The sequence below is a fragment of the Streptomyces sp. NPDC021012 genome (assembly GCF_044333355.1).
In the GTDB taxonomy this organism is placed as follows: domain Bacteria; phylum Actinomycetota; class Actinomycetes; order Streptomycetales; family Streptomycetaceae; genus Streptomyces.
Map to the genome: position 1 here is coordinate 271825 of NZ_JBIRQU010000001.1, position 21975 is coordinate 293799.

Annotated in this window: 16 protein-coding genes; 11 read left to right on the forward strand and 5 right to left on the reverse strand. The window is 71.9% G+C overall.

Features of this window, described 5'->3' with window-relative positions; translation table 11 throughout:
- Nucleotides 1-103: 103 nt before the first annotated feature.
- Nucleotides 104-895, forward strand: coding sequence for a hypothetical protein (locus ACH4TP_RS01220; protein WP_389236251.1), 792 nt, complete (start codon nt 104-106; stop codon nt 893-895).
- Nucleotides 896-981: 86 nt separating this feature from the next.
- On the opposite strand, the gene ACH4TP_RS01225 is transcribed toward ACH4TP_RS01220, so the two are convergent.
- Nucleotides 982-1464 carry a MarR family winged helix-turn-helix transcriptional regulator gene (locus ACH4TP_RS01225; protein ID WP_398189173.1) on the reverse strand — a complete coding sequence of 161 codons (483 nt, stop codon included), beginning with the start codon at nt 1462-1464 and terminating at the stop codon, nt 982-984.
- A 218-nt stretch (nt 1465-1682) separates the two neighbouring features.
- Between ACH4TP_RS01225 and ACH4TP_RS01230 the strand changes: the two genes are divergently transcribed.
- Nucleotides 1683-2522 (forward strand): lysozyme, encoded by an 840-nt coding sequence (locus ACH4TP_RS01230; RefSeq protein ID WP_398189176.1) that lies wholly within the window; start codon nt 1683-1685, stop codon nt 2520-2522.
- A gap of 198 nt (nt 2523-2720) precedes the next feature.
- Nucleotides 2721-3608: a lytic polysaccharide monooxygenase gene (locus tag ACH4TP_RS01235; RefSeq protein WP_389236257.1), complete on the forward strand. Its 888-nt coding sequence runs from the start codon at nt 2721-2723 to the stop codon at nt 3606-3608.
- Between the two features lie 10 nt (nt 3609-3618).
- On the opposite strand, the gene ACH4TP_RS01240 is transcribed toward ACH4TP_RS01235, so the two are convergent.
- Nucleotides 3619-4212, reverse strand: a complete 594-nt coding sequence (locus tag ACH4TP_RS01240; protein ID WP_398189182.1) for a DUF4240 domain-containing protein — start codon at nt 4210-4212, stop codon at nt 3619-3621.
- A gap of 99 nt (nt 4213-4311) precedes the next feature.
- Complete coding sequence (lon, locus tag ACH4TP_RS01245) at nt 4312-6723, reverse strand: endopeptidase La (protein WP_398435143.1); 2412 nt, start codon at nt 6721-6723, stop codon at nt 4312-4314.
- Between the two features lie 131 nt (nt 6724-6854).
- On the opposite strand from lon, the gene ACH4TP_RS01250 reads away from it, so the two are divergent.
- Both ACH4TP_RS01250 and ACH4TP_RS01255 read left to right on the forward strand, forming a co-directional pair.
- A complete protein-coding gene (locus ACH4TP_RS01250) occupies nt 6855-7502 on the forward strand; it encodes a GNAT family N-acetyltransferase (protein ID WP_398435144.1) in 648 nt (215 codons plus the stop codon).
- A gap of 59 nt (nt 7503-7561) precedes the next feature.
- Nucleotides 7562-8095, forward strand: coding sequence for a hypothetical protein (locus ACH4TP_RS01255; RefSeq protein WP_398189188.1), 534 nt, complete (start codon nt 7562-7564; stop codon nt 8093-8095).
- Between the two features lie 52 nt (nt 8096-8147).
- Here the strand turns inward: ACH4TP_RS01255 and ACH4TP_RS01260 are convergent, their stop codons facing one another.
- Nucleotides 8148-8789, reverse strand: a complete 642-nt coding sequence (locus ACH4TP_RS01260) for a TetR/AcrR family transcriptional regulator (protein WP_389231324.1) — start codon at nt 8787-8789, stop codon at nt 8148-8150.
- A 182-nt stretch (nt 8790-8971) separates the two neighbouring features.
- On the opposite strand from ACH4TP_RS01260, the gene ACH4TP_RS01265 reads away from it, so the two are divergent.
- The 6 genes from ACH4TP_RS01265 to ACH4TP_RS01290 all read left to right on the forward strand — a co-directional run bounded on the left by ACH4TP_RS01265 (nt 8972) and on the right by ACH4TP_RS01290 (nt 18864).
- Nucleotides 8972-10717 (forward strand): glycoside hydrolase family 3 protein, encoded by a 1746-nt coding sequence (locus ACH4TP_RS01265; protein ID WP_398435146.1) that lies wholly within the window; start codon nt 8972-8974, stop codon nt 10715-10717.
- A gap of 296 nt (nt 10718-11013) precedes the next feature.
- A complete protein-coding gene (gene surE / locus ACH4TP_RS01270; protein WP_398435148.1) occupies nt 11014-12069 on the forward strand; it encodes a 5'/3'-nucleotidase SurE in 1056 nt (351 codons plus the stop codon).
- Nucleotides 12070-12189: 120 nt separating this feature from the next.
- The gene (locus ACH4TP_RS01275; RefSeq protein ID WP_389231332.1) at nt 12190-12861 is read left to right on the forward strand and encodes a spermidine synthase; all 672 of its coding nucleotides are present in this window, start codon (nt 12190-12192) and stop codon (nt 12859-12861) included.
- A gap of 71 nt (nt 12862-12932) precedes the next feature.
- On the forward strand, nt 12933-13670 hold the full coding sequence (locus ACH4TP_RS01280; protein ID WP_030688813.1) for a response regulator transcription factor: 738 nt from the start codon (nt 12933-12935) through the stop codon (nt 13668-13670).
- A 56-nt stretch (nt 13671-13726) separates the two neighbouring features.
- Complete coding sequence (locus tag ACH4TP_RS01285) at nt 13727-14779, forward strand: ATP-binding protein (RefSeq protein ID WP_389231959.1); 1053 nt, start codon at nt 13727-13729, stop codon at nt 14777-14779.
- Nucleotides 14780-15069: 290 nt separating this feature from the next.
- A complete protein-coding gene (locus ACH4TP_RS01290; RefSeq protein WP_398435150.1) occupies nt 15070-18864 on the forward strand; it encodes a multifunctional oxoglutarate decarboxylase/oxoglutarate dehydrogenase thiamine pyrophosphate-binding subunit/dihydrolipoyllysine-residue succinyltransferase subunit in 3795 nt (1264 codons plus the stop codon).
- 87 nt (nt 18865-18951) lie between these two features.
- Here ACH4TP_RS01290 and fxsT read toward each other — a convergent pair whose 3' ends face one another.
- Nucleotides 18952-21969 carry an FxSxx-COOH system tetratricopeptide repeat protein gene (gene fxsT, locus ACH4TP_RS01295; protein WP_389231339.1) on the reverse strand — a complete coding sequence of 1006 codons (3018 nt, stop codon included), beginning with the start codon at nt 21967-21969 and terminating at the stop codon, nt 18952-18954.
- Between the last annotated feature and the right edge of the window lie 6 nt (nt 21970-21975).

The window sequence follows — 21975 nt, forward strand, 5'->3', positions numbered from 1 at the left end:
CTCGCGCCGCTTCCGCAGGCTTGGTACAGGCCTTTTCCGGTCATTTGCAGGTCCGGTGAAGGAGTCCGCCGGGGAATGCGCGGGGGCGGGCACACTGGACGCCATGCGCAGCGAAGCCGCCTCTCTTCCCGGCAGCCCCGAACGCCCCAACGAGGACTGGGTGGCCGCAGCTCTGCCCGCCTCGGGGAGCGGGGGGACGGTCGTCCTGCTCGACGGCGTCACACCTCCCGCCGGTGATGACGGTTGTGTGCACACGGTCCCGTGGTTCACCGCGCGACTGGGCGGGGCTTTGACCGAACTGTCCGGTTCCCGCCGGGACCTGACCCTGTCCGAGATCCTGTCCCTGGCCATCCGGCGCACCGCGGACGCCCACCGCGACACCTGTGACCTTTCTCACGTGCGAACGCCTCAGGCGACGGTGGTGCTCGCCCGCTGGGACGGGGCGTCGGTCGAGCACCTGGTCCTCTCCGACTCCGTACTCCTCCTGGAGTCTCCGGACGGGGCGGTGCGGGCCGTGCTCGACGACCGGCTGGACCGGGTGCCGGACGAGGTGCGGCGCTCCCTGGCGGCGACGGACCGGCTGCGGAACCGGGAGGGCGGCTTCTTCACGGCGGCGGCCGACCCCGCGGTCGCGGGGCGGGCGGTGACCGGGAGGAGCCCGCGCGCGGAGGTGCGGGCCCTGGCGGCGCTCACGGACGGGGCGAGCCGCTGGGTGGAGCTGTTCGGCGAGGGCGACTGGGCGGACTGCTTCGGCGTCCTGCGCGAGGAGGGCCCGGCCGGTCTGCTGCGCAGGGTGCGGTCCCTGGAGGCGGCCGACGCGCGGGCCGGCGGGGCGCACCGCTGGAAGCTCCACGACGACGCGACGGCGGTGTACGCGGAGCTGTCGGAGCGCTGAGCCCCTCGGGCTCCGCCGTTGCCCTCCGCCCCCTCGGCCCTCTGTACTCCCCGGCCCCTCAGCCCTCCGAACCCCCGGCCTGCCGGTCAGCCCTCCGAGCGGACGTTGAAGTGGTGCAGGAGGCGGGCGAGTTCGGCCACCTCGGCGCGGTCCCAGTCGGCGAGTTTGCGGACGTAGCGTTCGCGCCGGGCGTCGCGGACGCTGCGGAAGCGGTCCCGGCCCTCCTCGGTGAGGCGGACGAGCGAGGCGCGGCCGTCGGCGGGGTCGGGGTCGCGGGCGACGAGCCCGAGGTCCTCCAGGGCGCGCAGCTGGCGGCTCATGGTGGCCTTGCCGACGCCGAAGTACCCGGCGAGTTCGGTGGCCCGCTGGGGTCCGGCGTCGTCGAGGCGTACGAAGAGGCCGTACGCGGCGGGCTCCAGTTCGGGGTGGACCTCGCGGGCCATCTCGCCGGACTGGGCGCGGGCGCGGCGGAGGAAGACCGCCAGCTCCCGTTCCAGGGCGAGGAACTCCTGGTCCACACCACCGCCGGTGGTGGCCCGGCCTTCATGTCCCGTACCGCTTCCGTGCACGTCAGCACCTCCCGCGCGCTTTCCGGTCGCTGAAAGTTTCTTACCGGGGCGTCCATCGCCGCAGCTCCCCCAGTATTTCGCAGGCGTAGACCAACGGCGGCGACCAGTCCCTCTTCCGCCGGTGGGTCTACGTGCGTAGCGTCTTCTCCGGAAGCCCTGAATGACATGTCCATTCCAGGACGTGCCGACATCCCCGCCAAGCCTTTCGGAGGCACGCAATGCGTGTGCACAGATCCGGAACGACCCTCGCCGGCGCCGGCCTCGCGGCCCTGGCCCTCCTCCTCCCCCTCGGCCTCTCCAGCACCGCCACCGCCGCCCAGGACCCGGGCGCCCGGAAGGCGACCCCCGCGCGCGGCTCCGCCTACATGGGCATGGGCGTGATCGCGCACGACGGCCAGGGCCCCAAGACCGGCCCCGCGTCGATCCTCGCCACCCAGACGGAGGGCGTGGACGTCTCCAGCCACAACGGCAACGTGGACTGGTCCACCCTGTGGAACAGCGGCGTCAGATGGGCCTACGTCAAGGCGACGGAAGGCACCTACTACAAGAACACCTCCTTCAACCAGCAGTACACCGGCTCCTACAACGTCGGCATGATCCGGGGCACGTACCACTTCGCCACCCCGGACACCACGACCGGAGCCGCCCAGGCCGACTACTTCGTCAACAACGGCGGCGGCTGGTCGGGGGACGGCAAGACGCTGCCGGGCGTGCTCGACATCGAGTGGAACCCGTACGGCGCGACCTGCTACGGCAAGACGGCGTCCGGGATGGTCGCGTGGATCCAGGACTTCGTGAACCGGTACAAGTACCGGACGGGCCGCGACCCGGTGATCTACACGGCCACGAGCTGGTGGAAGCAGTGCACCGGCAACTCCGCGGCCTTCTCCTCCACCAACCCGCTGTGGATCGCGCGGTACGCCTCCGACGTCGGCGAACTCCCGGCCGGCTGGCCGTACTACACGATCTGGCAGTACACCTCCTCCGGCCCGACGGTCGGCGACCACGACCACTTCAACGGGGACTACTCGCGCGTGCAGGCGCTCGCGAACGGCTGACCCCGCGCTCCCCGCTCCACGGCGGCCTCCCGGGCCCACGGCACCCCGGGGGGCCGCTTCGGCTTTTTCCGCCCACCCTCTTGCTCATTGGTATGGACCAATGCGACGCTCTACCGCGGCCGCCCGGAACGCAACTTCCGTACGCCCAGCGCGCGTTGCTCGTCCCGTACTCCCCCACGCACGAGAGAGAGCCCCCGCATGGCCTCCTACCGCCGCACCGCCACCGTCTCCGCCGCCGCCCTGTCAGCCGCCGCCCTCGTCGGCCTCACCCCCACGGCGGCCGGCGCCCACGGGGCCGTCTTCAACCCCGTCAGCCGGATCGCGGCCTGCTACGCCGAGGGCCCCGAGACGCCCAAGTCGCAGGTGTGCAAGGACCTCGTCGCCGACTCCGGCACCCAGCCGCTCTACGACTGGAACGAGGTCAACATCGCCAACGCCGCGGGACAGCACCAGGCCCTCATCCCGGACGGCAAGCTCTGCTCGGCCAACCGCGAGAAGTACCGGGCCCTGGACTGGGCGCGCACCGACTGGCCGGCGACGGCCGTCGCCGCCGGCTCCTTCGACTTCAAGTTCCGCGTGACGGCCCCGCACTCGGGCACCATGACCGTCTACATCACCAAGGCCGGCTTCGACCCGACCAAGCCCCTGAAGTGGTCGGACCTGGACCCGACGCCCGTCGCCGTCTACGACACCGCCCGCACCGCGACCGACGGCTACTACAACTTCAAGGGCACCTTCCCGGCCCGCACCGGCCGCCACATCGTCTACAAGATCTGGCAGCGCAACGACAGCCCCGAGGCCTTCTACAGCTGCTCGGACGTCACCTTCGGCGGGGCGGCGACGGCTTCCGCGACGACGGCCGGGGCCCAGGCCCCGACCGAGGCGAAGATCGCCGCGGGCGCCGAGCTGTCCACCGTGAGCCACGCGGGCCACGGCGGCGACGAGCAGCCCCCGGCCCTCTCCGCCGAGACCGCCGGGGCCTCCTCCTCGCCGCTCCCGACGGCCCTCGCGGGCGCGGGCGCCCTCGCCGCCTTCGCCGGCGGCAGCCTGCTCCTGGGCCGCCGCCGCAACTCCTCCGCCTCCTAGGCGTCCCCGCCTAGGAGCGGGAGGCACCGACGGGGAAGAGGGCGGTGAGCCGGGGCATCGCCGACCCCTCCGGCCGAGACGCCCGAGGCCGCTCGCCCTCTTCCCACTCCCCCGCCGCCTCCGCGGCGTCCTCCGCCTCCTCGACGGCGTCGAGGAACTCCTCGCCGTCGTCGCCCTCCTGGCCCGTCAGCTCGTCCCACGCGTCCTGGGCGACGTAGTCGAGCTCCTCCCACTCGGGCCACTCGTCGTCGTCCCACTCGTCCTCGTGCCGGCCCACGAGCGCCCGTATCCCCGGCAGGTCGGCCAGGGCGTCCGGGTCGGCGAGGACCGACTCGTACGCCTTCCGCCCCTGGCCCACGAGCCAGAGCGTGAAGTAGTGGAAGCCGTCCTCGGTGCAGTGGCCGCCCTCGATCCGGTTCGCCGCCGCCCACACCGCGCGCGTGTCGGCGCGCTCGGTCGCCCGCTCCAGCCACACCTGGAACTCCACGCTCTCGGCCGCCGGACGCCGGAGCAACTCCTCCCGCAGCCACTCCAGTCGCTCGTCCCGGTCACCGGTCCGGCGGCTCAACTCGTCGATGAGAGCCCAGAAGGCGTCGTCGTTCATGCGTACGAGGATGCCAGTCCCGACCGACATCCGGGTAACGAGATCCGAACGCGCGGGAGCGGGGTGCCCGATCGGCACCCCGCTCCCGTGGACGGGGAGTTACGCGGCCACGTCCACCGGCACCACCGCCGGGGCGAGGGCGATCTCCAGGACCTGGCGGACGTCCGTCACCGGGTGGACCTCCAGCTTCTCCAGGATCTCGGCCGGGACGTCGTCCAGGTCGGCCTCGTTCCGCTTGGGGATCACGACCGTCGTGATGCCCGCCCGGTGCGCGGCGAGGAGCTTCTGCTTCACGCCGCCGATCGGCAGCACCCGGCCGGTGAGGGAGACCTCGCCGGTCATGGCCACGTCCGTACGGACGAGCCGGCCGCTCAGCAGGGAGGCGAGGGCGGTCGTCATGGTGACGCCCGCGCTCGGCCCGTCCTTGGGCACCGCGCCCGCCGGGAAGTGGATGTGCACGCCCCGGTCCTTGAGGCCGGTGACGGGCAGCTCCAGCTCCGCGCCGTGCGAGCGGAGGAAGGAGAGCGCGATCTGCGCCGACTCCTTCATCACGTCGCCCAGCTGGCCCGTGAGGGTCAGCCCGGCGGCGCCCGTCTCCGGGTCGGCGAGGGAGGCCTCCACGAAGAGGACGTCACCGCCCGCGCCGGTCACGGCGAGCCCGGTGGCGACACCCGGCACGGCCGTCCGCCGCTCCGCCGGGTCCTGGGCCGACTCCGGCACGTGGTGCGGGCGCCCGATGAGCTCCCGCAGATCGTCCGCCCCGACCGTGAACGGCAGCTCGCGGTCGCCCAGTTCGTGCTGGGCCGCGGCCTTCCGCAGCAGCCGGGCGATCGAGCGCTCCAGGGTGCGGACGCCCGCCTCCCGGGTGTACTCGCCGGCCAGCTTCCGCAGCGCGGACTCCTCCAGGACGACCTCGCCGGTCTCCAGACCGGCCCGCTCCAGCTGGCGCGGGAGCAGGTGGTCACGGGCGATGACGACCTTCTCGTCCTCCGTGTAGCCGTCCAGGCGCACCAGCTCCATGCGGTCGAGGAGCGCCTCGGGGATGGCTTCGAGGACGTTCGCCGTGGCCAGGAAGACCACGTCGGAGAGGTCGAGCTCGACCTCCAGGTAGTGGTCGCGGAAGGTGTGGTTCTGCGCGGGGTCGAGGACTTCGAGGAGGGCCGCCGCGGGGTCGCCGCGGAAGTCGGAGCCGACCTTGTCGATCTCGTCGAGCAGGACCACCGGGTTCATGGACCCGGCCTCCTTGATGGCGCGGACGATCCGGCCGGGCAGGGCGCCGACGTACGTGCGCCGGTGGCCGCGGATCTCCGCCTCGTCCCGTACGCCGCCGAGGGCGACCCGGACGAACTGCCGGCCCATCGCGTGGGCGACGGACTCGCCGAGCGAGGTCTTGCCGACGCCGGGCGGCCCGACGAGGGCGAGCACGGCGCCGCCGCGACGGCCGCCGACGACACCGAGGCCGCGGTCGGAGCGCCGCTTGCGCACCGCCAGGTACTCGGTGATCCGCTCCTTCACGTCGTCGAGGCCGGCGTGCTCCGCGTCCAGGACCGCGCGGGCGCCCCGGATGTCGTACCGGTCCTCGGTCCGCTCGTTCCACGGCAGTTCGAGGACGGTGTCGAGCCAGGTGCGGATCCAGGAGCCCTCGGGGGACTGGTCGCTGGACCGCTCCAGCTTCTCGACCTCCTTGAGGGCGGCCTCCCGCACCTTCTCGGGCAGGTCGGCGGCCTCCACGCGGGCGCGGTAGTCGTCGGACTCGTCGCCCTCGGTCTCGCCGTTGAGGTCGCGGAGCTCCTTGCGGACGGCTTCGAGCTGGCGGCGGAGCAGGAACTCGCGCTGCTGCTTGTCGACGCCCTCCTGGACGTCCTTGGCGATGCTCTCGGCGACGTCCTGCTCGGCGAGGTGCTCGCGGAGCTGGGCGGTGGCGAGCTTGAGGCGGGCGACCGGGTCGGAGGTCTCCAGGAGCGCGACCTTCTGCTCGACGCTGAGGAAGGGCGAGTAACCGGAGTTGTCGGCGAGGGCGCCGACGCCGTCGATCTGCTGGACGCGGTCGACGACCTGCCAGGCGCCGCGCTTCTTGAGCCAGCTGGTGGCAAGTGCCTTGTACTCCTTGACCAGTTCGGTCACGGAGCCGGGCAGCGGGTCGGGCAGGGCCTCCTCGACGGTGCTGCCCTCGACCCACAGGGCGGCGCCGGGGCCGGTCGTACCGGCGCCGATGCGGACGCGGCCGAGGCCGCGGATGAGTGCGCCGGGATCGCCGTCGGACAGCCGTCCGACCTGCTCGACGATGCCCAGGACGCCGGTGCCGGCATAGGTCCCGTCGATCCGCGGCACGAGCAGCACGCGGGGCTTGCCCGCGCCGCCGCGGGCGGCGGCCTGGGCGGCCTCGACGGCGGCCCGTACGTCGTTCTCCGACAGGTCCAGCGGCACCACCATGCCGGGCAGCACGACCTCGTCGTCGAGCGGCAGCACAGGCAGAGTGAGCGGCACGGACGCCATGGACTCAGAAGCCATGATCTCCCCTTCGGCAGTCAAGTTGAGCTATACGCACTCAATGCTTGTGAGCCCGGGGATGTTCCCGGACGCCCGTTCGCTCTGAGCGATCACTCCCGCATGCGCCCGCATGGAGCCGATGTAATACCTCCATGGATATAGCATCCCTTACGGAAGCCTGGGTGGCGGGCTGGACCGTCTCCCGGGGCACCCCGCCCGCCGTCGCCGAGCCCTGGGGCCACCGGATCGACGTGGGCCTGCCCCGGCACGTCGTACGGCACGTCCTGCCCGCCCCCGACGCGGCCTCCGTCGGCGCGCTCTGCGCCCGGCTGACCACGCCGTACAGCTGGCTCAAGGTGATGGCGGGCCCGGAGGAGGCCGGGCGGTGGATCACCGAGGGCTGGACCGTCCCCGACGACCCGGGCTTCATGATGGTCAAGCCGCTGGACCCCGGCGCCCGCCCCGCGCCGCCCGAGGGGTACGCCAGGACCACCGAGGTCGAGGACGGCGTCATCCGGGTCCGGATCCTCGCCCCGGACGGCACCCTCGCCGCCCGCGGCCAGATCGCCCCGACCGGCTCCACCGCCGTCGCCGACCAGATCGAGACCGACCCCGCGCACCGGCGCCGCGGCCTCGGCGCGAACGTCGTGCGCACCCTGGAGGCCGCCGCCGCCCAGGCGGGCGCCGGGACCGGGGTGCTCGCGGCGACCACGGACGGCCTCGCCCTGTACGACGCGCTCGACTGGCGCTACCGGTGCCCGGTCACCGGGATCGTACGGACGGGACCGGAAGACCACTGAGGGGTGGAATCGCGGCCGTCCGGCTGCGCGCGGGGCCCGGAACGGGGCATGCTCGGTCCATGGTGCGAGACGTACGGAGTGCGTGGACGTGGTGCGGGACCCTGCTGCTCACGGGGGCCCTGGCCGGCGGCCTGAGCGGCTGCGGCCCCGGGGTGCCGTCCGCGCCCGGCGGACCGTCGTCGAGCCTGAGCGCCCCGGCCGTGCCGAGCGCCACCACGCAGCCCGCCACGCCCACCGCGGAGCCCCGGCCGACGGAGGTCCTCGTCGAGGTCGTCGTCACCGGCGGCTTCGCCGGCGTCCACAACCAGCTCGTCGTCCACTACGACGGCAGCTGGACCAGCACCTCGGGCACCAAGCCGCCCCGGACCGGCCGGCAGACCCCCGCCGAGGCCGCCGAACTGCGGGCGGCCCTGGAGGACCCCGCGTTCGCCCTCGTCCCCGAGCGCCCGACGGGCAGCCCGATCCCCGACGGCTTCCAGTACCGGCTGACCCACCGCGGCCGCCTGGTCGTCGCGGACGACGGCGAACGCCCGCCCGCCCTCCAGCGCGTCTTCGCCGCCCTGCCGGGAGGCGGCCCGCCGACGGACCGGTGAGGGCGTGAACGGGGCGCGCGTGAACGGGGCGCGCGCGTGAACGGGGCGCGCGTCACTCCTTCGGTGCCGCGATCTCCGTGTACTGGCGCCGGAGGTACGCGCCCACCCGGGCCGGCATGTCCATCGAGGAAGGGTCGAGGGCCCACTGGATCTGGAGGCCGTCCATGACGGCGAGGTGTTCCTGGGCGACGCCCAGGCAGTCGGTGTCGGGGCGGAGTTCGCCGCTCCGCACGGCCTGCTCCAGGAGCTCGACGGTGTTCCGGAGCACGCGCGCGTAGCGCTCCTTGAAGTACTGGTGGGCGGGGTGGTCGGCGTTGCCGGACTCCCCCACCAGGACGTTGAACATCCGGACGATGCCGGGGCGCCGGGTGTTCTCCTCGATCAGGGCGACGAGGGTCTCCAGATAGGCCGCGTACGACTCGGGCTCGACACTGAACAGCCGCTCCACGTCGTGCTGTTCGCTCTGCGCGAGGACCGAGAGGAGCAGGTCCTCCTTGCTGCGGAAGTGGTGCAGCAGACCGCCCTGGGTGATCCCGCAGTCGCGGGCGATGCGGGCGAGGGAGGAGGCGTTGAAGCCCCACTGCCCGAAGTGGTCGACGGCGGTGTCCAGGATCTTCTGGCGGCGCGCGTCGCCGACCGCGTAACTGCCCCTGCCTGCGCTCTTGCGGGGCGTCCGCTCCGTGTTCTCCGCCATGCGGCCACCTTAGCCGCGCCCGGAAAAGGGTTTCCGGCGTGTGACCCAGGACACAATACAGAAACCTAGTGGTCACTCAGTTTTCACGCTTAGCCTGTGGGCGCCCAAGGTCGGCACCTCCGCCGGCCCCTGACCGACGGACCCTCCCCACGGCCTTCGGTCGAGTAGCCCCGGAGCCGCCCATGCACCCGTACCAGGACCCCGCCCTCCCCGTCGACGCGCGCGTGGAGGACCTCCTCTCGCGCATGACGCTGGAGGAGAAGGCCGGCCAGCTCTTCCACACCATGCTCACGATGAACGCCGACGGCACCCCGGTGACCGAGGCCGACGGGGACGACCTGGAACTCACCACCCCGCAGCTCGTCCAGGACCTGAAGCTCACCCACTTCAACCTGCTCGGCACCTACGGCGCCCGCGAGACGGCCCTCTGGCACAACGCGGTCCAGGAGATGGCCGAGGGCACCCGGCTCGGCATCCCGGTCTCCCTCTCGACCGACCCCCGCCACTCCTTCACCGACAACATCGGCGCCTCCTTCAACTCCGGCGCCTTCTCCGCCTGGCCCGAGGCGCTCGGCCTGGCCGCGATCGGCGACCCGGAGCTGGTCTTCCGCTTCGCCGACACCGTCCGCCGCGAATACCTCTCCGTCGGCTTCCGCACCGCGCTCCACCCGCAGATCGACCTCGCGACCGAACCCCGCTGGTCCCGCCAGACCGGCACCTTCGGCTCCGACGCGAAGCTGACGAGCGAGCTGGTCCAGGCGTACGTGCGCGGCCTCCAGGGCCCCGAGCTCGGCCCGGAGTCGGTGGCCGCGATGGTCAAGCACTTCCCCGGCGGCGGCCCGCAGAAGGACGGCGAGGACCCGCACTTCCCGCACGGCAAGGAGCAGGTCTACCCGGGCGGGATGCGCGACTACCACCTGGAGCCCTTCAAAGCCGCCATCGCCGCCGGCTGCTCGCAGATGATGCCGTACTACGGACAGCCCGTCGGCACCGACTGGGAGGAGGTCGGCTTCGGCTTCAACAAGGGCGTCATCACGGGCCTGCTCCGCGAGGAACTCGGCTTCACCGGCATCGTCTGCACCGACTGGGGCCTCCTGACGGACGCCCCGATCTTCGGCGAGATGCACGAGGCCCGCGCCTGGGGCGTCGAGCACCTGAGCGTGGCCGAACGGGCCGCCAAGGCCCTGGACGCGGGCGCGGACCAGTTCGGCGGCGAGGAGTGCCCCGAGGTGATCGTGGAGCTCGTCGGGGCGGGCCGGATCCCCGAGGCGCGGATCGACGCCTCCGTGCGGCGGCTGCTGCGGGAGAAGTTCCTCCTCGGCCTCTTCGACGAGCGCCGGTACGTCGACCCCGACGAGGCCGCCGAGACGGTCGGCCGCGCCGACTTCACCGCCGCGGGCGCCGCCGCCCAGCGCCGCTCGCTCACCGTCCTCACCGACGGCCCGCTCCCCCTCTCGGGACGGCCGAGGCTCTACGTGGAGAACGTCGACCCCGCGGTCGCCGCCGCGTACGGCGAGATCGTCACCGACCCCGCCGACGCCGACCTCGCGGTCCTGCGGCTCCGCACCCCGTACGAGGAGCGCCCGAACAAGTTCGAGTCCTTCTTCCACTCCGGCAGCCTCGCCTTCGGCCAGGAGGAGCTGGACAGGATCCTCGCCCTCCTCACCGCCACCCCCACGGTCGTCTGCGTGAACCTGGAGCGGCCGGCCGTCCTGCCCGAGATCGCCGAGCACGGGGCGGCACTGATCGCCGACTACGGCGCCGGCGACGACGCCCTCCTCGACGTGGCCTTCGGCCGCGCCAAGGCGGAGGGCCGGCTGCCCTTCGAGCTGCCGCGCTCGATGGCGGCGGTGGCGGCGTCCCGGCCGGACGTACCGAACGACACGGTGGATCCGGTGTTCCCGCACGGCCACGGCCTGGAGATCTGAGCCGGGGGGCCTGGATCCAGGGCCCGGAATCCAGGGCCCGGGATCCAAGGTCCGGGATCCAGGGCCCGGGATCCAAGGTCCGGGATCCAATACCCGAATTCTGGATCCGGGATCCCGGATCCAATATTCGAATACCGGATCCAATATCCATGATTCGGATATTGGATCCGAAATCCACCCACAGACCGCGGGGCATCTGACGACCCCGCGCACGATCCGGGGCCCGCCCGTGGGGGGCCGGGCCCCGGATCCCCTCCTCCCCACCCGCATGTCATGCTCATGAAGGGATCGCACGTATGCGCACGTACCTCGCGCTGTCCGCGGCAGCCGCCGTACTCGCCGCCGCCGGCGCCACCGCGTACGCCACCACCTCCGGCAGCACCACCGACTCCCGCCCGCTCGCGGGGATGCGGATCCTGATCTCCAACGACGACTCGATGCAGGCGGCGAAGGCGAGCAACTCCGACGGGCTGGGCCTGTACGAGCTGCGCCGGGCGATGTGCGCGGCCGGTGCCGACGTCGTCGTGATGGCGCCCTGGCAGGTCCAGTCCGGCAAGGGCACCGCCGTCACCAACGGCGGCGTCCTGACCGCCCAGCGCCGCACCGCCCTGCCCGCCGGGTACGAGGACGACTGCGCCCAGGCGCCCTCCGGCGGCGCGGTCTACGGCGTCTGCCTGGCCGACGGCCCCTGCACCAAGAACTCCCCGTCCGCGACCCCCGCCGACACCGTCAAGCTCGCCCTGCGCGCCGGCCTGGAGGCCAAGGCCGGCTGGACCGGGGCCCCCGACCTGGTCGTGACCGGCATCAACTCCGGCCCCAACGTCTCCGCCCAGGTCAACGACTCCGGAACCGTCGGCGCGGCCCTCGCCGCGATCGACCAGGACGTGCCCGCGATCGCCTTCTCCTCCTCCGGCGACGAGACGAACACGAGCTTCCCCCGGGTGAACTACCGGGCCAACGCCGAGTTCGGCGCCCGCTTCGTCGCCGGCCTCAGGAATCGCGGCCTGTTCACCTCCGCCTTCGCCCTCAAGGTCGACTACCCCGACGTCAGCGCCGGGCAGCGGGCCGGGGCCCCGGTCTGGACGCGCGTCGGCGACGGACAGGTCGTCTGGCACGCCTACGACCGGACCGGCGAGGACTCCTTCGAGATCGGCCTCGGCTTCTGCGAGGAGACCCCGGGCGACCCCTGCACCGAGACCGCCCGGAACGCCGACTCCACCGCCCTGCTCCGCGACGGCCGGATCGCCGTGGCCCCGATCACCGCCGACCGCACCTACGGAGTCCCGGTAGGCGCCCGCCGCGAGCTGAAGGCGATCGAGCGGTACGTGGAGCACGAGGCCCCGCGCCCGTAAAGCCCGTAAGGCCCGTGACCCGTCACGCTCGTTATGCGTTTGTCCCGGCCGTCGCCGCTTGGCGAGGATGGCCGGGACAAACGCATAACGAACCGTACGCACACGAGCAACGGAGTGATCATGACCAGCCCCGTCACCCTCGACCGCCGAGAAGGGCCGTACGGAGAAGTCGTCCTCCGCCGCCGCGCCGAGCACTACGAGATCATCGCCAACGGCACCTTCCTGATGGACACCTCCGACGGGCGCTCCGAGCGGCTGCTGATCGACGCGGCCCTGGCCGCCCTCCCCGAGGGCTCCCGTGAGGGCGCCTCCGTCCTCGTCGGCGGCCTCGGCGTCGGTTTCTCCCTCGCCCACGCCGCCGCCGACCCCCGCTGGGGCCGGATCGCGGTAGCCGAGCGCGAGGAGGCGATCATCGACTGGCATCGCCAGGGGCCCCTCTCCGCGATCTCCGGGGCCGCGCTCGCCGATCCCCGGACCGTGATCCTGCACACGGACCTCGTGGCCCACCTCCGCACCACCACCGACACCTACGACGCCCTCTGCCTCGACATCGACAACGGCCCCGACTGGACGGTCACCGAGGACAACGAATCCCTTTACTCACCTGAGGGATTGGCGGCCTGCGCGGCCCGGCTGAACCCGGGCGGGATCCTCGCCGTGTGGTCGGCCCGGCCGTCCGCGGATTTCGAAGAGTCGTTGCGGAATGCCGGATTCAGCGGGGTACGGACGGAAGAGATCCCCGTTGCCCGGGGCGTCCCCGACGTGGTCCACCTCGCGGTCCGTCCCGCGTAGCTCCTGGATAGCCGGGACGCCGTCGGTACCTCTAGGCTGCTGCACCGACATCGGCGACGCGAGGCGGGGCAATGGAGCAGACACACACCACTCACCACGGTGCGGCGGCCACTCCGGGGGCCCAGCGGCGCGTCCTGGTGGTCGAGGACGACGCCACGATCGTGGAGGCGATCTCCGCGCGGCTGCGCGCCGAGGGCTTCCTCGTCCAGACCGCGACCGACGGCCCCGCGGCCGTCGACGCCGCCGAGGCCTGGCAGCCCGACCTGATGGTCCTGGACGTGATGCTGCCCGGTTTCGACGGCCTGGAGGTGTGCCGCAGGGTCCAGGCCCAGCGCCCCGTCCCGGTCCTCATGCTGACCGCCCGCGACGACGAGACCGACATGCTGGTCGGCCTCGGCGTCGGCGCGGACGACTACATGACGAAGCCGTTCTCGATGCGCGAGCTGGCCGCCCGGGTGCACGTGCTGCTGCGCCGGGTGGAGCGGGCCGCGCTCGCGGCGGTCACCCCGCGCAGCGGGATCCTGCGCCTGGGCGAGCTGGAGATCGACCACGCGCAGCGCCGGGTCCGGGTCCGCGCGGAGGACGTGCACCTGACCCCGACCGAGTTCGACCTGCTCGTCTGCCTGGCCAGCACCCCGCGCGCGGTGCTCTCCCGCGAGCAGCTGCTCGCCGAGGTGTGGGACTGGGCGGACGCCTCGGGCACCCGGACCGTGGACAGCCACATCAAGGCGCTGCGCCGGAAGATCGGGGCCGAGCGGATCCGTACGGTCCACGGAGTCGGCTACGCGCTGGAGACCCCGGCGCCGTGAACCCGCCGGGCCCCGGGAGGCCGCACACGGGACGGGGAGGGCGCCGGCCCCGCCGGATCGTGATCTCGATCAAGACCAAGCTGGGCGCCCTGGTCGTCGGGGCGGTGCTGCTGACCTCCGGACTGGCCCTGGTGGCGATCCGCACGTCCACGGAGTTCCGGTACATCACGATCTTCGCGATGATCGCGACCCTCCTGATCACCCAGTTCGTGGCGCAGTCCCTGACGGCGCCGCTCGACGAGATGAACACGGTGGCCGGGTCGATCTCGCGCGGCGACTTCAGCCGCCGGGTGCGGGGCGCGGACCGGCGGGACGAGCTGGGCGACCTCGCGTCGACGATCAACCGCATGGCGGACGACCTGGAGGCCGTCGACCGGCACCGCAAGGAGCTGGTGGCCAATGTCTCGCACGAGCTGCGCACGCCGATCGCCGCGCTCCGGGCCGTCCTGGAGAACGTGGTGGACGGGGTGTCCGAGGCCGATCCGGAGACCATGCGGTCGGCGCTGAAGCAGACGGAGCGGCTCGGCCGGCTGGTGGAGACGCTGCTCGACCTGTCACGTCTTGACAACGGTGTCGTGGCACTCAGGGCGAGCCGCTTCGAGGTCTGGCCGTATCTGTCGGGGGTCCTGCGGGAGGCGAACCTGGCGGCGTCCCAGCGCGGCCTGTCGTCCACCTCGGGCCTGCACCGCCGTACGGACGTCCATCTGCACCTGGACGTGTCGCCGCCCGAGCTGGTCGCGCACGCGGACGCGGAGCGGCTGCACCAGGTGATGGCGAACCTGATCGACAACGCGGTGAAGCACTCCCCGCCGCACGGCCGGGTCACGGTCCGGGCCCGGCGCGGCCCGTATCCGGACTCGCTGGAGCTGGAGGTCGAGGACGAGGGCCCCGGCATCCCGGAGTCGGAGCGGCACAAGGTCTTCGAGCGCTTCAACCGGGGCGTGGCCCCGGATCGGCAGGGTCCGGGCAGCGACGGCGGGACGGGGCTCGGGCTCGCGATCGCGCGGTGGGCGGTGGATCTGCACGGCGGCGGGATCGGAGTGGCCGAATCGTCACGTGGCTGCCGCATCAGAGTCACTCTTCCGGGCAGTCTCCCCCCGCGGGATTGACGTAGGGTTCGAACCGGAAGCACGCGTTCTGCGTGTACGTGGGCAGAAGCTGCGTTCACGTGAGCGGGACGTGGTCAGGGGTGCGGTCGAAGTGGGCCGTGCTCGCGCTTTTCCGTACCCTCACACATGCGGAACCACGCTTGTTTCCCGCCATTCAAGGCATCGAAACACGCTGTCAAGTGTGACTTGCGCAACGTTGGACTGCCTGGCCTGCACCTCTCGGCCGGACAGGCGTAGCCTTTATTTCCGCTGTCCATCACCTTGCGAAGCGGAAGAGGGCGGTTGCCGCCGTGTCGTCTCAGTCCCCCAGTACCCCGAGCTCCCCGGCCGACCAAGACGGGCAGGGCGTGAGCCCCGCAGCCGCCTTCGGTGCCAATGAGTGGCTCGTCGACGAGATCTACCAGCAGTACCTCCAGGACCCGAATTCAGTCGATCGTGCCTGGTGGGACTTCTTCGCCGACTACAAGCCCGGAGCGTCGGAGACCCCGTCCGCCCCGGCCGCCACCACCACTCCGAGCGCGCCCGTCGCGCCGCAGGCGGGCCCCGCACAGGCCGCGCCTTCGGCTCCGGCGGCCGTTCCGGCCCCCGCGCCCGCCCCGGTCGCGGCCCCTGCTCCGGCTCCCGTGAAGCCCGCCGCGGCCCCCGCGCCGGTCGCCGCGAAGCCGGCCGCCGCCGCTCCGGCGCCGGTCAAGGCCAAGGAGTCCACCGAGGCCCCCGCCGGCCCCGAGCTGATCACGCTGCGCGGCCCCGCCGCCGCGGTCGCGAAGAACATGAACGCCTCCCTGGAGGTGCCGACGGCCACGTCCGTCCGCGCCGTCCCGGTGAAGCTGCTCTTCGACAACCGGATCGTGATCAACAACCACCTGAAGCGCGCCCGGGGCGGGAAGATCTCCTTCACGCACCTCATCGGCTACGCGATGGTGCAGGCGATCAAGGCCATGCCGTCGATGAACTACTCCTTCGCGGAGAAGGACGGCAAGCCGACCCTGGTCAAGCCGGAGCACGTGAACTTCGGCCTCGCGATCGACCTGGTCAAGCCCAACGGCGACCGCCAGCTCGTCGTCGCGGGCATCAAGAAGGCCGAGACGCTCAACTTCTTCGAGTTCTGGCAGGCCTACGAGGACATCGTCAAGCGCGCCCGCGTGGGCAAGCTGACGATGGAGGACTTCACCGGCGTCACGGTCTCCCTGACCAACCCCGGCGGCCTCGGCACCGTCCACTCCGTCCCGCGTCTGATGCCCGGCCAGTCGGTCATCATGGGCGTCGGCTCGATGGACTACCCGGCCGAGTTCCAGGGCACCTCCCAGGACACCCTGAACAAGCTGGGCATCTCGAAGGTCATGACCCTGACCTCGACGTACGACCACCGCGTCATCCAGGGCGCCGCCTCCGGCGAGTTCCTGCGGATCGTCGCGAACTACCTCCTCGGCGAGGAGGGCTTCTACGACGAGATCTTCAAGGCCCTGCGCATCCCCTACGAGCCGGTCCGCTGGCTCAAGGACATCGACGCCTCGCACGACGACGACGTCACCAAGGCCGCGCGCGTCTTCGAGCTCATCCACTCCTACCGGGTCCGCGGCCACGTCATGGCCGACACCGACCCGCTGGAGTACAAGCAGCGCAAGCACCCCGACCTGGACATCACCGAGCACGGCCTCACCCTGTGGGACCTGGAGCGGGAGTTCGCGGTCGGCGGCTTCGCCGGCAAGTCGATGATGAAGCTCCGCGACATCCTCGGCGTGCTCCGCGACTCGTACTGCCGCACCACCGGCGTCGAGTTCATGCACATCCAGGACCCGAAGCAGCGCAAGTGGATCCAGGACCGCGTCGAGCGCCCGCACTCCCGCGTGGAGCGCGAGGAGCAGCTGCGGATCCTGCGCCGGCTGAACGCGGCGGAGGCCTTCGAGACCTTCCTGCAGACGAAGTACGTCGGCCAGAAGCGCTTCTCCCTGGAGGGCGGCGAGTCCGTCATCCCGCTGCTCGACGCGGTCATCGACTCGGCCGCCGAGTCGCGCCTCGACGAGGTCGTCATCGGCATGGCCCACCGCGGCCGCCTGAACGTCCTGGCGAACATCGTCGGCAAGTCGTACGCGCAGATCTTCCGCGAGTTCGAGGGCAACCTCGACCCGAAGTCGATGCACGGCTCCGGCGACGTCAAGTACCACCTGGGCGCCGAGGGCACCTTCACGGGCCTCGACGGCGAGCAGATCAAGGTCTCGCTCACCGCCAACCCCTCGCACCTGGAGGCGGTCGACCCGGTCCTGGAGGGTGTCGTCCGCGCCAAGCAGGACGTCATCAACAAGGGCGGCACGGACTTCACCGTCCTGCCCGTCGCCCTCCACGGCGACGCGGCCTTCGCCGGCCAGGGCGTCGTCGCCGAGACGCTGAACATGTCGCAGCTGCGGGGCTACCGCACCGGCGGCACGGTCCACATCGTCATCAACAACCAGGTCGGCTTCACCGCCGCCCCGGAGTCCTCGCGTTCCTCGATGTACGCGACCGACGTGGCCCGCATGATCGAGGCGCCGATCTTCCACGTGAACGGCGACGACCCGGAGGCCGTGGTCCGCGTCGCGCGGCTCGCCTTCGAGTTCCGCCAGACGTTCAACAAGGACGTCGTGATCGACCTCATCTGCTACCGCCGCCGCGGTCACAACGAGGGCGACAACCCGCAGTTCACCAACCCGCAGATGTACAACCTGATCGACAAGAAGCGTTCGGTGCGCAAGCTGTACACCGAGTCGCTCATCGGTCGCGGCGACATCACCCTCGAAGAGGCGGAGCAGGCGCTCCAGGACTTCCAGGGGCAGCTGGAGAAGGTGTTCGCGGAGGTCCGCGAGGCCACCGCCGCCCCGTCGGCGACGACCGTCCCGGACGCCCAGGCCGAGTTCCCGGTCGCCGTCACCACCGCGGTCTCCCAGGAGGTCGTGAAGCGGATCGCCGAGTCGCAGGTCAACATCCCGGAGCGGATCACGGTCCACCCGCGTCTGCTCCCGCAGATGCAGCGCCGCGCCGCCTCCATCGACGACGGCACCATCGACTGGGGCTTCGGCGAGACCCTCGCCATCGGCTCCCTGCTGATGGAGGGCACCCCGGTCCGCCTGTCGGGCCAGGACTCCCGCCGCGGCACCTTCGGCCAGCGCCACGCGGTGCTCGTCGACCAGGAGACCGGCGAGGACTACACCCCGCTGCTCTACCTGGCCGAGGACCAGGCCCACTACAACGTCTACGACTCGCTGCTCAGCGAGTACGCGGCGATGGGCTTCGAGTACGGCTACTCGCTGGCCCGCCCGGACTCCCTGGTCATCTGGGAGGCCCAGTTCGGTGACTTCGTCAACGGCGCGCAGACCGTCGTCGACGAGTTCATCTCCTCGGCCGAGCAGAAGTGGGGCCAGACCTCCGGCGTCACGCTGCTCCTGCCGCACGGCTACGAGGGCCAGGGCCCGGACCACTCGTCCGCGCGCCCGGAGCGCTTCCTCCAGATGTGCGCCCAGGACAACATGACGGTCGCCATGCCGACGCTTCCGTCGAACTACTTCCACCTGCTGCGCTGGCAGGTCCACAACCCGCACCACAAGCCGCTCATCGTCTTCACCCCGAAGTCGATGCTGCGTCTGAAGGCCGCGGCGTCCAAGGTGGAGGAGTTCACCACCGGCGGCTTCCGCCCGGTGATCGGCGACACGACGGTCAACCCGGCCGACGTCCGCAAGGTCGTCTTCTGCGCCGGCAAGGTCTACTACGACCTGGAGGCCGAGCGTCAGAAGCGCGGCGACACGGAGACCGCGATCATCCGTCTGGAGCGCCTGTACCCGCTGCCGGGTGCCGAGCTCCAGGCCGAGATCGCCAAGTACCCGAACGCCGCGAAGTACATCTGGGCGCAGGAGGAGCCGGCGAACCAGGGTGCCTGGCCGTTCATCGCGCTCAACCTGATCGACCACCTGGACCTGGCGGTCGGCGCGGACATCCCGGCGGGCGAGCGCCTGCGCCGGATCTCGCGTCCGCACTCCTCCTCCCCGGCGGTCGGCTCGGCCAAGCGCCACCAGGCGGAGCAGCAGCAGCTGGTCAACGAGGTCTTCGACGCCTGATCGACCACTCCGTACGCGTACGGAAGGAGGCCCGGCACCCCACTCGGGGTGCCGGGCCTCCGGCGTTTCCGGTGCTCGTACGGGCGGTCAGCCCAGGTTGGCCTCGAAGTCCCAGTAGGGCCTGTTCCGCTGCCGTGCCGACAGGGTGTGCGGGTGCTGGGCGCCGAGCGTCCGGGTGAGGGTGAGCAGCGCGTCCTCCTCCAGCTTGCCCGCCTCCTCGTTCTCCCTGAGGCCGCGCAGGTCGGTGGCGAGGGCCACCTGGCTCGACAGGGTGAGCGGGTGCTCGTTGCCCAGGGTGTGCCGGGCGCGGCGCAGGGTGTCCCGGCTGAGCTCGGCGGCGTCCTGCACCCGGCCGTTGAAGTTGCGGGCGGCGCAGGTGTTGAGCGCGCAGCCGAGGACCCAGGGGTGGTCGGGCCCGAGCGAGGCGGTCAGCCCGGCGAGCGCGGCCTCCAGGATGGCCAGGGCGTCGGCGCGTTCGCCGGACGCCTGGAGGACGAGGGCGGTGTTGGCGAGGACGCCGGTGGCGACCGGGTGCGCGGGGCCGAGGAGGGCGCGGTAGCCGGCCTCGGCCTCGTGGATGAGCTCGCGGGCGTGGTCGAGGTCGCCGTGTTCGCGGAGGAAGTTGGCGTAGTTGTTGAGGGAGGAGAGCGTCACGTAGTGGGTGCGGCCGTGCACCTGCTCCAGCTGGTCGAGCAGGCTGGCCATGGTGGCTCCGAGGTCCTGCTGGAAGCCGCCCTCGCGGCGCCGGCACAGGGCCAGCTGGGTGCGGGCGTACAGGGTCTGCAGGTGCTGCGGGCCGAGTACCTGCACATGGCGCAGGACGTTGGCCTCCTGGCGGGCGAGGGCTTCGCGGTACTGGCCGAGGAGCCGCAGGTCGTGCGCGAGGGCGTTGCTGGAGTTGAGGGTCTGGGAGTGGCGTTTGCCGAGGACCCGCTCGCTGTGGGCGAGGGTCTCGGCGTCGGACTCGTACGCCTCCTGGAAGCGGCCGAGCTGCCGCAGGGTGACGCCGAGGTTGTGGCGGGCGACGAGGGTGGAGAACTCGCTGCCGCCGAGCAGGCGTTCGGCGTCGGCGAGGACGGTGCGCTGGAGCCGCTCCGACTCCTTGTACTGGCCGAGGAAGCGCAGGTCGCTGGAGATGGCGCTGCTGGAGAGCAGGGTGCCGAGCTCGTTGGGGGGCTGGGCGGCGGCGAGGCGTTCCCGCTGGGCGAGGTCGAGGTCGTACGCCTCGCGGAAGCGGCCGAAGGAGCGCAGGATGTTGCCCTGCTGGGTGGTCAGGTCCAGCATGGGCTGGTCCAGCGGTTCCATGAAGGTGGACCAGTTGTCCCGGATCTTCTCGGCGAGCTGGATGCCGGCCTTGAACTCGCCGCTGCGGAAGCAGTAGCGCAGGCAGTTGAGCACGGCGGTCTGGGTGCGCGGGTTGCGGCTGAGCAGCGCGCCGGAGGGTTCCAGGTGGGGCAGGAGTTCGGCGTAGCGGGGCCAGTGCCGGCTGTCCATGGGGTTGCCGGGGTCGGCCTCGGCGAGCAGGGTGCGGACGGCCTGGCGGTGGGCGGCGCGGTGGTCGCCCTCGGTGAGCCGGGCGACGATGTCGTGGACGAGCCGGTGCATGTGCACGGACTCCTGGTGCGGCCCGACCTCGGCGTTGTTGACGGGGCCCCGGGTCTCGCGGGTGAGCACCGAGTAGTTGACCAGGGTGTCCAGGGCCCGGGACCAGGCGGCGAGGTCGGTGACCATCCAGCGCAGGTCCTCGGGGAGGTCCGCCTGCGGATAGGCGCGGATGAGGCCGAGCGGGATGCGGCCGGGGGCGAAGGAGGCGCACAGGCTGAGCACGTCGATGGCCTGCGGCTGGGCGCGTCGGAGCCGGTTGATCAGTATCGACCAGGAGGTCAGGGACGCCTGGGGGAAGCCGTCGCCGGACGGTTCGACGGCGGAGATCCGCCCTTCGCGGACCATGTGCAGGTACTCGGAGACGTCCATGCGGGACTCGCCGAGCCAGGCCGCGGCCTGGACCAGCGGCAGGGGGACGTCCCCGAACTCGGCGGCGACCTCGTCGGCTTCGGGCGCCGTGACGTGCGGGGCGCGCCGCATCAGATAGCCGGTGGACTCGGCGCGGTCGAAGCCGGGGATCTCCAGGATGTCGGTGTAGTCGCCCCAGCCTCGGTTGCGCGAGGTGACGAGGACGTGGCCGGGTCCGTGCGGCAGCATGACGTTCGCGCCGTCCGTGTCGTCCCAGCCGTCGAAGACGACGAGCCAGCGGGAGTGCGGGTCGCCCCGGCGCAGTGCCTCGCGGACGGCGCGGATGCGTTCGCCGGGCTCGTTGCCGGTGGTCAGGCCGAGTTCGGCGGCGAGCTCGCCGAAGCGGTCGCGCTGCACGTTGCGGTCGTCGGAGCTGACCCACCACACGACGTCGTAGTCGGAGCTGAAGCGGTGGGCGTACTCGGCGGCGATCTGGGTCTTGCCGATGCCGGACATGCCGAGCAGGGTGCAGGCGGCGTTGCCGCGCTCGGCGTCCATGAGCCGTTCCTGGAGCTCGGTGAGCAGGTCGTCCCGGCCGGTGAAGCGCGGGTTGCGGCGCGGGATCTCGCCCCAGATCTCGGGAGGGGTGTCCGGGAAGCGGACGAGTGATCCGGGGGGCAGCCGGCGGCCGGTGGCGCGGCGGGGTTCGATGGCGAGCCTGCTGAGCAGCCGGACTTCGGCCTCCTCCTCGCCGACGCCCCACAGGCTGACGGGTTCGAGGACGGCGGTGGCCGGGAGCAGGGTCCGGTTGGTGAGGTTGACCGCGGCGAACCGCTCGGCGTGGGCGGCGACGAAACCGCGCAGGACGTCGTTCCACTCACCGGCCGCGCGCGGGCCGAGCTGGAAGAACCAGTCGTCCAGGACGAGCAGCACCTGGCCGCGGGCGAGCAGCAGGTCGCCGAGCGAGTCCTCCAGGGGCATCTCGCGCGGCGGGTCCCAGCGCTGGAGACTCGCGCGCACCCCGTACGCGTCGAGCCGTTGGTTGATCCAGGTGGCCCACGGACGGTTGTAGCCGGGGAAGACCACGAGGACGTGTTCCGGCGCGCTCCTGGCTCCGTGATCCGCCGCACCGCCCGATCGCTGTTCCGCCATCTGTCG